This window comes from Veillonella sp. CHU594 (assembly GCF_003992265.1).
GTDB lineage: Bacteria > Bacillota > Negativicutes > Veillonellales > Veillonellaceae > F0422.
Map to the genome: position 1 here is coordinate 68,810 of NZ_RQVB01000006.1, position 14,758 is coordinate 83,567.

The following is a 14,758-nucleotide window of genomic DNA, read 5'->3' on the forward strand; positions in this document are numbered from 1 at the left end:
TCTATCTCCTAATCATGGAATGTAAATCGTTGATCACCGATGACTACTTCATCGCCATCTTGGATGCCACTTTTTTTCAATTCCGCATCTAAATCCATGTAACGCCAAATCTTTTGGAATCTTCGCAATGCTTGTTCATCATCAAGATTTGTCATAGCCACCAATTTCTCAATACGAGAACCACTGATAATATAGGATGCATCATCGCCACGAGTAATGACGAAGTCAGTATCAGGTTTTGCTTCATAGTATACAGTGTCATCCACCACTTCTGGCTCTGGCACGTAATTTTCAACATAATACCATGCGCGTTCAACTAATGATGGCAACCCTTCTCCAGTCAATGCATTCACCGCAAATACTTCATAGTCTTGATCAGTAAAGTATTTTGTCACTCTTGGCAATGTTTCTTCATCTTGTAACAAGTCTGTTTTATTCAATACGATTAATTGTTTTTTCTTGCTTAATTTTTCGCTATATTTAGCTAACTCTTCATTAATTTTATGAAAGTCTTCAATAGGGTCACGACCTTCTAATCCAGATACATCCAATACATGGAGCAAAATATTACTACGTTCTACGTGACGCAAGAAGGAATGTCCTAAGCCAATGCCTTCACTAGCCCCTTCAATCAAACCTGGAATATCTGCCATAACGAAACTTTTACCTGGTGCTACAGAGACTACCCCTAATACTGGAGTTAATGTAGTAAAATGGTACGCAGCTACTTCTGGTTTTGCAGAAGATACTTTGCGGATGATAGAGGATTTACCCACGCTTGGATATCCTAGTAATCCCACGTCAGCCAACACTTTAAGCTCTAAATTTAACCAACGCTCTTCCCCAGGCTCTCCTTTTTCAGCAAAGGTTGGTACACGGTTAGCACTATTTTGAAAGCGTGCATTACCACGACCACCGCGACCACCTTTGGCCACCATGTAAGTTTGTCCATCTTCAACTAAATCAGCCATTAATTTACCAGACTCTTCATCTGTTACCGTTGTTCCTAATGGAACAGAAACAATTAAATTTTCAGCGCCACGACCATGCTTGTTAGCACTTTGTCCAGCACCACCGGTATCGCCTTTGAATTGACGTTTATATCTAAAATCAACAAGTGTATTGATATTTCTATCAGCTTTTAAAATGATGTCGGCACCTTTACCGCCATCGCCACCATTCGGTCCCCCTTGTGGCACATATTTTTCTCGACGGAAACTACTCATACCGTTACCGCCATCTCCCGCTTTTACTAATATACGGGCACGATCTATAAACATATTTTTTTCCTCTAGCCCTATAGATAGAGCGGCCGAAGCCGCTATATCATAGAGTTTTTACAATTTCAATAGCCCGTTCCAACTGTACATCCACTTCAGGATTTGCTTTGGACGGCTCCACAATTTCATCTGGTATAATACCAATACCATCGATGACCCTATCATTAGGTGTATGATAGCGAGCAATAGTAATTTTTAAGCCTTCTTCATCAAGACCTTGTACTACACTTTGCACAGTACCTTTACCATAGCTTTTTGTACCCACAATAATGCCAGATTTCGTATCTTGCACCGCACCAGCAATAATTTCTGAAGCGCTTGCAGAGTTACCATTAATCAACACAACTAATGGAATTAGACTATGGTCACCTCTAGACATATAGGCGCTATTTCGGCCTTTTCTAGTTTGTACCGTTACAATCGGCCCTTTAGGTATCAAATATTGCCCTATACCATGGGCAGTAGTGATTAAACCACCTGGATTATCACGCAAGTCTAATACTAAGCGTTTCATCCCCTTAGCTTGAAGGTCCTCATAGATTTTCGTAAACTCATCTACTGTTTTTTCAGCAAACTGCGTTAACCGAATATAACCGACACTATCGTCTAGCATCTTACCTCTTACAGTAGGCATGACAATAGTTTTTCGTTCAATGGAAATCTCTTGCTCTTCTCCGCTACGAAGGATGCGAAGCACAACAAATGTACCTGCTTCACCACGAATATGATTAGCTACTTCTTCTTTTTCTATATCAGATATAGGTATCCCATCAATCGCAAGAATTTGGTCTCCTTTTTGAAGTCCTGCTGCTTCTGCTGGTTGCCCTTCCATAGTAGCACCTACTTTGAGAACTTTACCATCGGAAAAATCCAATAATAAACCAATACCGCTATAGGTAGAAGATGTATGCATCTCAAGTTCTTTCATATCTTCTTTATCTAAATAAACAGTATGTTTATCATGGGTACCTTTAGCTAACCCCTTTAACATATTCACAAAAAGTTCTTCTTTAGATGGTGAGTCCATCGCCCATTGTGTGGTGATGTAATAGGTGTAACCAAATTTAGCAAGACCTAAGGGGGATCCAGAAATATACCAAAAGAAACCAGTAAGCATAATAAGGAATACAATTAATAACTTTATTAGCTTACCTATCAACTTATAGATTCTATCTTTAAAACTTAGCCGCTCTATTTTAGGAGCAACCTCTTTTGACATCTCCATAGCAGTATACGCTTCATCGTGTTTTTCAGAGATAAACAAATACTCTTTTATTCGTATCCAATTAGATTTTTTTTTGTTATCTTCCATAGTCTCCTCTATAAGTATCCCATTGGATCTGTTGGTTCCCCATTAATACGCACCTCAAAATGAAGGTGTGGACCTGTAGAACCACCTGTGTTACCTGAGTAGGAAACTACTTGACCTTTTGATACAGTTTGACCAGGGCTTACCGCTACATCACTATTATGAGCATATAAAGTAGACATACCATTACCATGGTCAATAATAACTGTGTATCCATAGCCACTAATCCAACCAGCTTCCACAACAACACCACCATCTGCTGCATGTACTGGTGTTCCTTCATCAACACCAAAGTCAGTACCTGCATGGAGACGACTTGTACCATAAATTGGATGGATACGCCACCCAAAATCAGATGTAATCGGTGCATTAACAGGGGCGGCTAACTGTCCAGTTCCCTGTACCCATGTAGTAGTAGCACCACCACCGCCACCACCTTGGCTAGCTGCTGCGGCTGCTGCCGCACGTTCTGCTGCTCGTTGTTGTAACATAGCTGTAATGCTTGCAGATGATGCCATTAACTCATTATAGGCCCGGTCTGCTGTATCACGGTCATTCATCGCTCGTTCTAATACTGCTTGACGTTCTGCTTTTTTCTGATTGATAATCGTTTGTTTTTCCTGTGCTACCTTTTCAAGTTCTAATACTTTAGCCCGGTCTGCTTCCAACTTAGCTTTTTTACTAGCAATCTCTTCACGCTCAGTTTTTATGGTATTAATCAATTCCATATCGGCTTGAAGAATCCGTTTCAACATTTCCATACGATTTGCAAAATCACTAAAGTCTTTAGAACCAACCACTACATCTAAGTAACTTATACGTCCGTTAATATAAATATCTCGTACCCGTTTGTAGAATACTTTTTCTCGTGATTGTAAACGTTCCTGTGCTGCTTTTAATTCTGCCTCTGTTTTCGTAATATCCTGATCTAAACGAATACGATCTGCTTGCACTTGTTTTAACTCTGCAGTGGCTGTATCTAATTCAATCTGTATAGCATGTAACTGTTCATATACGGTACCAATCGTTTTTTCTGCTTCCGACTTTTTATTGGCCTCATTTGTCAATTGTTGTTGAATATTTGACAACTGATTCGTTAAGTCTTCATCTTGTGCTTGATACCAGTACGGTGTAGCCATCATGATAGAACCGCATAGTAAACTAGTTACTAGTGTTACTGTTTTTTTCTTCATCATTCCTACACTTTCATATATTGTTTTAACGAAATCGTACTACCAATAGCACCCACAATCACACCTATCCCAACTAATCCTGCAGATAGTTGATAGATAAACGGCATCATTGGTACCAATGGCATAAAAGCAAAGTTTGCAATCACTTCCACTGTGATATAGCGATAGAATTGCCAGGTAGCAATGCCTGCAATCGCACCACCAATAGCGCCTAAAAACATACCTTCTAATACAAAAGGCCAGCGGATAAACCAGTTTGTGGCACCTACATATTTCATAATTCCAATTTCTTTACGACGGGCAAATACAGTCAGACGAATCGTATTGGAAATGATAAATAAGGTAGCCCCTGCTAGGAAACCGATGAGCACAATACCGCCGATACGAATAATTTTTGTGACTTCAAAAATTTGTTCAATCACGTCTTGTCCATAGTGGGCACTTTCTACTTCTGGATATTTAGAGACAATTTCCGCTGTAGATTTCACTTGGTCTGGTGTATTGAATGTTAACACATAAGACGTTGGCAATGGATTATGTCCATCTAGGGAATCGACTAATTGCTGTTGCTCCCCTAAGCGCTCTTTAAAGCGTTTCATAGCTTCATCTTTTGTGACAAACTCAATATCCTTTAGCTCTGGCAAGGCTTTTAACTTTTTACCTAATTCCATCACTTGTGGTGTTGTTAAGTTATCCTTCAAGTAGATACTAATTTGTACTTGGCTCTCTAAATGGGATGCCAAATTGTTAAGGTTTACCACTCCACAAGCAAATACACCCAAGATAAACAAGGATAATGTGACAGTGGAAATAGATGCCAAGGACATCAATCCATTACGGCGCATGGATTGAACGGCTTCTTTTATATAATACTTAAACGTTCTAATTTTCATGGAATGCGGCCCCTCTCATTTGATCACTTACTACACGACCACCTTCTAAGGCGATCACTCGTTTGTTTAGATAAGACACCATATCCATATCATGTGTTACCATCACTACGGTTGTACCAGAATTATTGATGGCTTTAAAAAGATCAGAAATATCGCGGCTTGTTTGAGGGTCCAAGTTACCTGTTGGTTCATCTGCAATCAGCACCAATGGTTTATTTACAATGGCTCTAGCGATAGCTACCCTTTGTTGCTCCCCACCACTAAGATCTTGTGGCAAATCATTAGCTTTATCGCTGAGTCCGACCAACTCTAATACATTTAAAACTTTCTCTTTAATTACTTTCGGTTTTTCCTCGATAACTTCTAGTGCGAACGCAATATTTTCAAACACTGTTTTTGATGGTAATAATCGGAAATCTTGGAATACAATACCTAACTTTCTACGTAAGTACGGTACTTTACTAGATTTGATACGTGTTACATCAACATCATTCACAATAACCGTTCCAGAATCTGGTGTGACTTCATGTGAAAGTAACTTAATAAATGTTGATTTACCTGCTCCAGAATGCCCACAGACTAATACGAATTCTCCTTTTTCAATATGAATCGATACATCCTCTAAAGCAATAGAACCATTGTCGTATACTTTATGGACATTTCTAAATTCTATCATTCTATCATTCCCTTCCTATTTTCGTGCTATACCTCGTTTGGTAGCTGCTACAATATCAGCTGCTGTTAATCCATATTTTGCCATCAATTCTTTTGGTGTACCAGATTCACCAAAGGTATCTTTCACACCGACAAATTCCATTGGTACTGGATACTCTTTTACCACTACTTCCGCTACCGCACTACCTAAGCCACCAATCACATTATGTTCTTCAGCAGTAATCAATACTCCTGTTTCTTTTGCGGCCTTCACAATTGCTTCTCCATCAATTGGTTTAATAGATGCCATGTTGATAACACGTACAGAAATACCTTCTGCTTCTAATGTAGCCGCTGCTTCTACTGCAGGTCCTACTAAGGCACCACAGGCAATAATCGTAGCATCCTTACCGTCACGTAATTGTTGAGATTTACCCGGTACAAATGTGTATCCTTCTGGGGTCACATCTTCTACACCAGCACGGCCTAAACGTACATACACAGGGCCATGATACTCTGCTGCCCAAGCAATGACAGCTTCTGTTTCTGCTGCATCTGCTGGTACTACAACAGTCATATTAGGCAATGTGCGCATACAAGAAATATCTTCCAAACTTTGGTGTGTCGCACCGTCTTCACCGACAGTAATCCCTGCATGAGTAGCACATACTTTTACATTTAATTTTGGATAACATACGGCATTCCGCACTTGTTCAAAGGCACGACCGGTAGCAAACATAGCAAAGGAAGATACAAATGGTACTTTTCCTGCTGCTGCTAAGCCAGCACCTACAGAAATTAAGTTTTGCTCTGCAATCCCTACATTAAAGAATCGTTCAGGATATACTTTTTTAAATTCATCAGTTTTTGTAGATTTTGATAAATCTGCATCTAATACAACAACATCTTTATGAGTAGCCCCCACTTTAACTAAGGCTGTACCATATGCTTCACGAGTCGCTTTTCCCATGATTACACCTCCAACAATTCCGCTACAAATTTGTCACATTCTTCTTGTGATGGCGCTTTACCATGCCAGCCTGCTTGGCCTTCCATAGCTTGTACACCTTTCCCTTTAACAGTATTCATAATCACCATAGTCGGTTTATCTGTAGTTGCTTTTGCTTCTGTAACTGCTTCGTGTAAAGCATCAATGTCATGACCATCCACCACGATCACATGCCAACCGAAAGCTTTGAATTTTTCATCAATTGGTAATGGACTCATAACTTTTGTGATATCGCCGTCAATTTGTAATCCATTAAAATCTACAAACGCTGTTAAGTTAGACAATTTATAATGTGCTGCAAACATCGCTGCTTCCCATACTTGTCCTTCTTCTAATTCGCCATCACCTAGTACGGAGTACACACGGTAGGAGACTCCATCAATCTTACCTGCCAATGCCATACCACATGCTGCAGAAATACCTTGTCCCAAGGAACCAGTAGACATATCTACACCTGGAATGTATTTCATATCTGGATGACCTTGCAAGATATGGTCGATTTTACGCAAGTTTAATAATTCTTCTGTTGGGAAGAACCCTTTTTCTGCTAATGTAGCATATAGAGCTGGTGCAGCATGTCCTTTGGATAAGACAAAACGATCGCGATTTGGATCTTTCGGCTCATTTGGATTTACATTCATTTCTTGAAAGTACAACAAACTCATTACATCAGCAATAGATAAGGATCCACCTGGATGACCAGATTTTGCTGCTGTAACAGCTTTCACGATGTTTACACGAATTGCTTTTGCTTTTTCTTGTATCAATTGTTTTTGTTCAAGTGTTAACATACTATACCCTCCCGTGTTATACACAATTCTAAGGTAAATTATTTATCATGCAGCATGCCAATGGCAATGCGAGCATTCTCTAAGGCATTTCTTCGTAGTTCATGGATGTTTTCTAACACAGTTTTGGTGAAAGTCTTTCGTTCCAACACTTCTACTGTACGTGACACAATAGGTTCTACTGTTAATGTATGTAAATCACCTACCGGATCTTCACCAATCATATGAAGAAAGTTTAAAATTTTAGGGTCATAAGAGATCCCTAAGCAAGGTGTTTCCATTAACGCACTAAATACTAATGCATGGAGCCGTACACCTATCATGACATCCACACAACTACTCAATGACAGTAGCTCTGTTGTGCTATAGGTATCAGCCAAAACCGTCGATCTAACTGTCATCCGTTTGGCAATGGCCTCTGCCTCCATCGTATCTTCCCTATGTTGCATAGGAATAAACACGATATGAGCCTCTGTTTCTCGATGAATCTGATCTAGAGCCTCTGCTAATGTAGTTTGATACTCTGTGCAATCTTTCCAAGCACGTACGGAAACGCCCACAATTGGTTGGTCTATAGGCACCCCATACGATGCCAATATATCACGACCTGCTGTGGCCTCCACTGGGTGCATCCCTAACACAGCATCAGCAGTTACTGTAATTGGTACATGATGTATACCTAGTGAAAGCAGCTCTTCTTTTGAAGCATGATCTCGTACAGTAATCATAGACACTTGATTCAAGACACGCCCCACCGTACTACGGGCTAAGGATTTACGCAAAGGTCCAATACCTTGTGCATAAATCATCACTCGTTTTCCCAATGTATTCGCTAACGCAATAATGCTTAAGTAATAATACAAACTGCGAGCACTTGTTACATCTTGCAACAAACTACCACCGCCACTGATGAGCATATCACAAGAATATACAGCTTGGTATATCTTCCACATATCAAATCGACCAATGGCATTCACCTTGTGGGTACTCGTAGTTTCCGCAGGATTACCCGAAATGACTGTAATTTCAGCTTGTGGTTCTCTCTCCAGTAATGCTTGCAAAATAGAACTCAATAGCGCTTCATCTCCGGCATTACCAAATCCATAATAACCGGAAATGAGTATCTTACACATGGCTTTCACCTCGTCCTTGGAACCAACGAATGCCATAACCGATGAAACGAACCGCCATAATCGCTAGTAAACCGATGACGATACCTAATAGCAATCCATCGTAACCACGAGCAATGGACATATACACTGGCGTACGCAAGTGACAGAATGTTTCTACCATGGAGGCAATACCAATGACCGCCCCTACGGATAAGGCAAAATGCAATACCATTGGAATGCGTCGTCCCACAGCATAGGCAGCCAGCATAAATGCTGGATGACCGATTAAAAATTCTTTTTCACGAGGGCGAGCATACATGGTATTTTCTAAAAATCTACGTAAAGCCAGTTCCCAAGACGGTACTGGTACGCCTGCTGTATGACCACTACGTCCTACAAAGACATAGGCTACCACAGCCAAAGCACCTAGGATTAATAAGCTATATACTTTAATATCTATTTGTACAAATTCTGTAATGAAAGATTTCACATCTTTCACAGAAGAAATAGTTCTGCCTTTCCAAATTGGAAACCGTTGTAAATAGGCGATAGCAGTCAATACTACTGGCGCCACAAAGGTTAATTTCACGCCATGGAATAAAGCAAATTCCATAAAGAACTGTGTGCTACCTAATATGGCAGCAATACTAATACCACCAACGGCAGCAATCAAAGCCGCTACCACAAGATATACTACAGCTTCTATAGTGCTTCTCCACGGGGATAAACCCGTATGGTTACGTTTTGACCAACAATCAAAGATCATCGTCATGGCTAATACTGGTGCCGATATAGCCGCTACCAATGCCCAAGCCGACATAATTTTTGTACCTATGGTCATCACATAGATACCAATAGAAAGGATAGCCCCCACAGCAAATAGGCCTAGTAAATATGGTTTTCGTATACGTATAAACTGACCCAATGTGAGTGTCGCTAAACTAATTACACCTGTCATCGTTAACACTCGTAACAAAGTGTTCGGCGTATACACTGGATACACAGAGGCTTGCCCTGTGGTAAAGCCACGAGCTTGTAATTTATCAGTCACTTGTTTCGCTACAAATAATGTCGTTTCTAAGGCGGTTCTATTATCTACACCTTGTTCATATAATGGGAACAAGTTGTAGCGGATATTTCGTTCAATATCACTAATATAGAACCATTGTACCAATTCGCCTGGTGTAAGTTTACGTACTTCTTCTTTCGATACAGTATACAATCTGCCTACTTTATAGTGATTGGCATTAGCCATTTCTAGGAATCCAGCTTGTGGGAAATATTGTAATTGGTTCACTGCTTCAATACCAACTACAGGGATATGACGTGCTTCTAATTGTTCTAAAGTACGATCCACATGCAATGGATATCCTAACGCTTCTTTTCCAACAAAAATCATGCCTGTTACACCAGATATACCATCAATACGTTGGAATACATGATCTACGTCTTCTACTGTGGCACCTTTATAATTTGTTGGTCGAACAATCACATGAAAGCCAAGTTTAGCTACTTCTTCAGCTTGTAATCTAGAAATACCTAAATTCATATCTTTTAAAGAATCACTTGGTAAAGCTAATCCTAACATAGGGCCTAGCTCTGTTTGCAATATATGTACTTTATTTTGACCTAAACGGCGTAATAAATCATCCTGTACTTCTTGAAAATAAGCTTCTTTACCTGGAATCATTCCGATATAGGTAGTACCTGGTTGCACTCCTGTGATTTGTAATTGTTGTAAATCATTAGATGTATACATACGAATATGACCAGCATCGGTTTCTTTTTGTAAGGTTCTATCATAAATAGCTAATGCTGTAATTCCAGACTCCTTGGCAGATGCAATTGCCTCCCCTAGAGACCTTTTTTCATAGGCATTAGCACGAAGTAAACCATCATAATCTATAATATTTTCAATTTGTTCTTGCTGAGCCTCAATGTAATGACGCTCTTTTACTAATAGTAATCCACTTACAATACCAGCAACAAGAAAAGCTAATAAAATCCATGTATAGAAAGATATGTTTTTTAACTTCATAGTTCCTCCTACTGTGTTACTGGATGAACAAATACGTGAATCTCTTCACGCCCCGTTTCTACACGATCCAAATGAACAGGAATTGGGAAGTTTTCAAAATTATAAAGAGGTATCGCTTTCACAGCTCCGCTAGACAAGCGATTCAAACTAGCACCACCAATGGATAACTTTTCAGTAGAAAATTGTAGTGTATTACCTTCAATCTCCAAATGACCTTGTATAGTTACCTTGCCTGATAAAAAACCACCTACATCAATCTGACCACTCATAACAACACCTCGATCAGATATATCGACTGTTTCGATCGTCAAACCTTTTGTACCTTTTTCAGACAACTGCTGTTCAATATATTGTTTCAAATCATCTTGATGAATGATTCCCTCAATATGACCTTGCCCAAAACTAGTGAAGTGCAATCGTTCCTCTAAAAACAGCTCTACTGGCTCCACTTTAATTTGTCGTAAATCAAAAGCTAGTCGTTGGACTTTCAATTTACCTAGCATAACACCATCCAAATAGCCGCGAAATGAATCAATGTCTCCTAAGGTTAACTTAATTCCTGGCGATGATTCAATGCGCATAGATTGCGCTTCTGGATGTAAAGCCCCTTGCAATCTAGATTCCACCTGACTACTTACGAAAGATGGTAATACTAAGGAAGAAAGCCCTAGGATAATACCGACTACTACTAAGATAAACACTATTGTTTTTAAAAAGAAATTTCTCACGGTCACTCCATTATATTGATAAATTTGCTTCTTTCTTCAAGAAACCTTCCATAAATTGATCTAGGTTACCATCCATAACTGCCTGTACATTACCAGTTTCCACACTGGTACGATGATCTTTTACCATATTATAAGGATGGAACACATACGAACGAATTTGACTTCCCCATTCAATAGCTTGATACGTACCGCCTAATTGTTCTTTTAATTCAGCTTGTTTTTCTAACTCTAATTCAAATAATTTAGCTCGCAATAATTTTAAACATTGCTCTCTATTTTGAATTTGTGAGCGTTCACTTTGACACTGTACGACAATCCCTGTCGGAGTATGTGTCATACGTACTGCAGAGTCTGTTTTGTTGATGTGCTGTCCACCTGCACCGCTAGCACGGTATGTATCTACCTGTACATCTTTCATATCCAAATTAATTTCTACAGTCTCATCAATTTCAGGCATCACATCGACAGCACAGAATGATGTGTGGCGACGTGCGGCAGAATCAAAAGGAGAAATACGAACTAAACGATGGACCCCTTTTTCAGATTTCATATACCCAAAAGCATTTTCCCCTTTGATGAGGAATGTGGCACTTTTAATGCCCGCTTCATCTCCTACTTGTTCATCCATAAGAGAAATACTATACCCTTGTTTTTCTGCCCAACGCAAGTACATACGAATCAGCATGGAACACCAATCTTGTGCCTCCGTACCACCGGCACCAGCATGGAATGTAAGGATGGCATTGTTCTTATCGTATTCACCACTTAATAAAAGCAATACTTCACGATGTTCTACTTCATGGGTCAACTGCTCTACCATAGTAGTCAGCTCACCTTCCATAGATACATCTTCCTCATCGATGGCCATTTCTAACATGAGCTTTGCTTCTTCAATGTCTGTAACAAGTTTTTTATATCCTTCTACGGCATCTTTTAATTGCGTAGCTTCTTGGGAAATATCACGAGCCGAATCTGGATCATTCCAAAAATCAGGATCACTCATTTTTATATCTAATGTTAATATGCGTTCTTCTTTTTGAGCGATGTTAAAGTGAATCCCTCATTCCAAAAATACGCTCCTCTAAATTGTCAATAGGACCTTTTAAGTCTTCTAACAATTTATTCACCTCTTTCTTTCATTCTATAAAACAAATGGCCGCACAGGAGATGTGTCACCTCGCTGCGTGGCCATGAAAGTCTAGTCTACGTTTTGTGGTTCCAACACGTCTTCATGGTGGGTCTTAGCATCAGCTAGATGATCAACCGGTTCTTCTTCTGCTATTGTATCCACATTAATTTGGATACGGTATAAATACATAATTGTTTCATCCGTAATAGCTTGTTTCATATTTTCGAACATGTCATAAGCCTCAAATTTATATTCTACTAATGGATTTTTTTGTCCATAAGCGCGTAGGCCAATCCCTTCTTTTAACATATCCATAGCATCCAAATGTTCCATCCATTTGCTATCCACAACTTTTAGCATGATTGCTTTCTCAAGCTCACGCATATTTGCTTCTCCAAATAAGGATTCACGTTTTTCATATTCTTTGTGGGCAATGTCAATTAAGTGGTCCTGTAATTCTGCACGACCATACTCTTCCATTTGTTCCACTGTCAACATACCTGGTTCTAAGAAATAGATCTCTAAATGCTTTAATAAACCTTCATAGTTCCATTCTTCTGGATATAATTTTTCATCTGCATATTGATTCATAGCGTTGATAATTAAATTATCTACCATATGTAAAATCGTTTCACGCAAGGATTGGTTATTTAAGATCAAACGACGTTGTCCGTATAATACTTCCCGTTGTTGATTCATAACATCATCATATTCCAAGATATACTTACGAATATTAAAGTTATGATTTTCTACTTTTTTCTGTGCTCGTTCGATGGATTTAGTAATCAAAGAATGCTCAATTGGCTCATCTTCTTCCATACCTAATTTATCCATCATACCAGCAATATTATCTGCGCCAAAAATACGCATTAAATCATCTTCCAAAGATAAGAAGAATTGAGAGGAACCATTGTCCCCTTGACGACCAGAACGACCGCGCAACTGATTGTCGATACGACGACTTTCATGTCGCTCAGTGCCCAAAATATGTAAGCCACCTAGTTCAGCTACTCCTTCTCCTAAGGAAATATCTGTACCACGACCCGCCATATTGGTAGCAATTGTTACCATACCATACTGACCTGCATTAGCAACAATTTCCGCTTCTTTTTCATGATGTTTCGCATTCAATACATTATGTGGTACGCCAGCTTTCGTCAACATATCACTAAGCATTTCAGATTGCGTAATGGAAGTAGTACCCACCAAGATTGGTTGACCTGTTTTATGACGTTCCACTACATCACGAACTACAGCACGATATTTAGCCTCTTTTGTTTTAAAGATTAAATCAGGCATATCAATACGCGCCAACACTTTATTCGGCGGAATTTCGTAAACTTCCAAACCGTAAATGTTATTAAATTCTTGTTCTTCTGTTTTCGCTGTACCAGTCATACCAGACAATTTTTCATACATACGGAAATAGTTCTGGAAAGTAATAGAGGCTAAGGTTTGACTTTCACGTTCTACACGTAAGCCTTCTTTTGCCTCAATGGCTTGGTGTAAGCCATCGGAATAGCGACGACCGAACATCAAACGACCAGTAAATTCATCAACAATAACAACCTCGCCATCTTTCACGACATAATCTTTATCTCGCTCCATCATAGCATAGGCACGAAGAGAAGCACTTAGCAAGTGATTCAATTCTAAGTTAGAGGAATCATATAAGTTTTCGATGTGTAACATTTTTTCAACTTTTGCAATCCCTTCATCTGTAGGGGCAATCGTTTTTTGTTTTTCATCAATAGTGTAATCTTCATCTTTCACCAAGTGTGGCACTATTTTAGCTAATTCATAATAGCGTTCTGTAGAGCGTTCCCCTGGACCAGAAATAATGAGTGGCGTACGAGCTTCATCAATTAAGATAGAATCCACTTCATCGACAATAGCATAGTTCAATGGGCGTTGTACCATTTGATCTGCATGGATAACCATGTTGTCACGTAAATAGTCAAAGCCAAACTCATTGTTTGTACCATACGTTATATCTGCTCCATAGGATTGTTTCCGTTGATCGTAATCTAAACCAGCTACGATTAAGCCAGTAGATAAACCTAGGAAGTTATATAAACGTCCCATCCACTCGCTGTCACGCTTAGCCAAATAATCATTAACGGTTACCACGTGAACACCTTTACCAGATAGAGCGTTTAAATATACTGGTAAGGTAGCTACCAAAGTTTTACCTTCACCTGTACGCATTTCTGCAATATTACCACGATGTAATACAATACCACCAATCATTTGCACATCGAAATGACGCATGCCCAATACCCGTTTAGATGCTTCACGAACTACAGCAAATGCTTCTGGCAAAATATCATCTAATGTTTCACCTTTAGCCAATCTTTCTTTGAATTCTTCTGTTTTAGCTCGCAAAGAAGTATCGCTCAAGGATAACAAAGACGGTTCCAGTCCATTAATTTCTTCAACAATGGACCGAATCCGTTTAATTTCTTTTGCATTTTTATTGCCCAATAGCTTTTGTATAAAACCTAACAAATATCTCAACTCCTTAAATATGGAAAGTATTTCAATTAAATACTATGTATCTAGATTATTATAGCCTACTAGCACTTAATAGTCAAAAAGAACTGCGCTTTTTAAAACATCTTCATG

General features: G+C 39.2%; 12 protein-coding genes. All 12 read right to left on the reverse strand.

Features of this window, described 5'->3' with window-relative positions; translation table 11 throughout:
* Nucleotides 1-8: 8 nt before the first annotated feature.
* The 12 genes from obgE to secA all read right to left on the reverse strand — a co-directional run bounded on the left by obgE (nt 9) and on the right by secA (nt 14,641).
* Nucleotides 9-1,280: a GTPase ObgE gene (gene obgE / locus EO111_RS05085; protein WP_126941086.1), complete on the reverse strand. Its 1,272-nt coding sequence runs from the start codon at nt 1,278-1,280 to the stop codon at nt 9-11.
* A gap of 46 nt (nt 1,281-1,326) precedes the next feature.
* Nucleotides 1,327-2,592 carry a S41 family peptidase gene (locus EO111_RS05090; protein ID WP_240642257.1) on the reverse strand — a complete coding sequence of 422 codons (1,266 nt, stop codon included), beginning with the start codon at nt 2,590-2,592 and terminating at the stop codon, nt 1,327-1,329.
* Nucleotides 2,593-2,600: 8 nt separating this feature from the next.
* Entirely contained in the window at nt 2,601-3,785 is a 1,185-nt protein-coding gene (locus EO111_RS05095; RefSeq protein ID WP_371413126.1) for a murein hydrolase activator EnvC, read from the reverse strand.
* Between the two features lie 2 nt (nt 3,786-3,787).
* Entirely contained in the window at nt 3,788-4,675 is an 888-nt protein-coding gene (gene ftsX, locus EO111_RS05100) for a permease-like cell division protein FtsX (protein WP_009372198.1), read from the reverse strand.
* Nucleotides 4,665-5,351: a cell division ATP-binding protein FtsE gene (gene ftsE / locus EO111_RS05105; RefSeq protein ID WP_009372248.1), complete on the reverse strand. Its 687-nt coding sequence runs from the start codon at nt 5,349-5,351 to the stop codon at nt 4,665-4,667. The genes ftsX and ftsE overlap by 11 nt, the downstream gene beginning before the upstream one ends.
* A 15-nt stretch (nt 5,352-5,366) precedes the next feature.
* Entirely contained in the window at nt 5,367-6,299 is a 933-nt protein-coding gene (locus EO111_RS05110; protein WP_127010915.1) for a transketolase family protein, read from the reverse strand.
* A 2-nt stretch (nt 6,300-6,301) separates the two neighbouring features.
* Nucleotides 6,302-7,129, reverse strand: coding sequence for a transketolase (locus EO111_RS05115; RefSeq protein ID WP_127010916.1), 828 nt, complete (start codon nt 7,127-7,129; stop codon nt 6,302-6,304).
* Between the two features lie 38 nt (nt 7,130-7,167).
* Nucleotides 7,168-8,259 (reverse strand): polysaccharide pyruvyl transferase CsaB, encoded by a 1,092-nt coding sequence (gene csaB / locus EO111_RS05120; protein WP_127010944.1) that lies wholly within the window; start codon nt 8,257-8,259, stop codon nt 7,168-7,170.
* Nucleotides 8,252-10,276 (reverse strand): DUF5693 family protein, encoded by a 2,025-nt coding sequence (locus tag EO111_RS05125; RefSeq protein ID WP_127010917.1) that lies wholly within the window; start codon nt 10,274-10,276, stop codon nt 8,252-8,254. Before EO111_RS05125 ends, csaB begins: the two co-directional genes overlap by 8 nt.
* An 8-nt stretch (nt 10,277-10,284) precedes the next feature.
* Nucleotides 10,285-11,004 carry a DUF2993 domain-containing protein gene (locus EO111_RS05130; protein WP_009372211.1) on the reverse strand — a complete coding sequence of 240 codons (720 nt, stop codon included), beginning with the start codon at nt 11,002-11,004 and terminating at the stop codon, nt 10,285-10,287.
* Between the two features lie 10 nt (nt 11,005-11,014).
* Nucleotides 11,015-12,122, reverse strand: a protein-coding gene (gene prfB, locus EO111_RS05135; protein WP_240632833.1) for a peptide chain release factor 2 whose coding sequence is annotated in 2 segments (ribosomal slippage) — nt 11,015-12,064 and nt 12,066-12,122 — 1,107 coding nt in all. Because the reading frame shifts where the segments join, the coding sequence is not laid out codon by codon here.
* A gap of 80 nt (nt 12,123-12,202) precedes the next feature.
* Entirely contained in the window at nt 12,203-14,641 is a 2,439-nt protein-coding gene (gene secA, locus EO111_RS05140; protein ID WP_062403348.1) for a preprotein translocase subunit SecA, read from the reverse strand.
* Between the last annotated feature and the right edge of the window lie 117 nt (nt 14,642-14,758).